General features: G+C 36.2%; 1 protein-coding gene and 1 pseudogene. Both read right to left on the reverse strand.

The window, feature by feature from the left end:
• Nucleotides 1-116: 116 nt before the first annotated feature.
• Nucleotides 117-385, reverse strand: a pseudogene (locus tag CP355_RS10020) (DUF2922 domain-containing protein).
• A 48-nt stretch (nt 386-433) separates the two neighbouring features.
• Nucleotides 434-622, reverse strand: coding sequence for a hypothetical protein (locus CP355_RS10025; protein WP_233187044.1), 189 nt, complete (start codon nt 620-622; stop codon nt 434-436).
• Nucleotides 623-668 lie beyond the last annotated feature (46 nt).

Genomic DNA, 668 nt, shown 5'->3' on the forward strand with positions numbered 1-668 from the left:
TCTAATCTATCAAGCAGCTTGATTAAAAGTGTTCAATTTATTATTGCAATTTACGGTTATCTTATTTTCTATGTAATTGTCTAATTATTTGAATGATTTCTAACAGCAAAGACAGATTAGTCTTGCTTATCAGCAGATGCTGATTCAGAATTTGCGCCATCATTAAAGATGTCACTAACAGTACGTTCAACATATGAAGCAGATTGTGGAGTTTCGTAATATGCAACACCGTCTTTCTCAAAGACGTTAGCTGATGCAATAGTGTTCATCGCTTGACGAACTTGTTCTTCAGTAAGGTTATCTAGTGCATCCCCAACGTAATACTGTTCTTCTTCTTTTCGCCATTTAAGAAAGTCAATTTCAAAGTTTTAGTAGTTGTAGCCATTTTATTTTCTCCTTATTTCCTTATTATAGTGGTCCAGTTCCCGTCTTATTATTCAGCAGCTTCGATAACGCGTTGCTTTTGCACTAAGATGACATCGTCAAGACTGTCTTCTTGTAAGCCTGCAATTGCTTGACCCACTTTTTTGAGATCATCAGCTGCAGCGCCCTTCTTCACGTTCTTGATCATGCGACTGCTATGAAAAATGTAAGCAAATGTATGACTATGTTTTATTTTCATACATTTTGGACTATTCGTGCTTTCCATTTCTCTTACCAACGTCTAC

The sequence above is a fragment of the Lactobacillus sp. UMNPBX4 genome, from assembly GCF_002554115.1.
GTDB classification, from domain to species: Bacteria; Bacillota; Bacilli; order Lactobacillales; family Lactobacillaceae; genus Lactobacillus; species Lactobacillus gallinarum.

What these genes read in the sequence shown, in the direction of transcription:
- CP355_RS10025 (WP_233187044.1), bottom strand. Translation starts at nt 622, where the DNA reads ATGAAAATAAAACATAGTCATACATTTGCTTACATTTTTCATAGCAGT.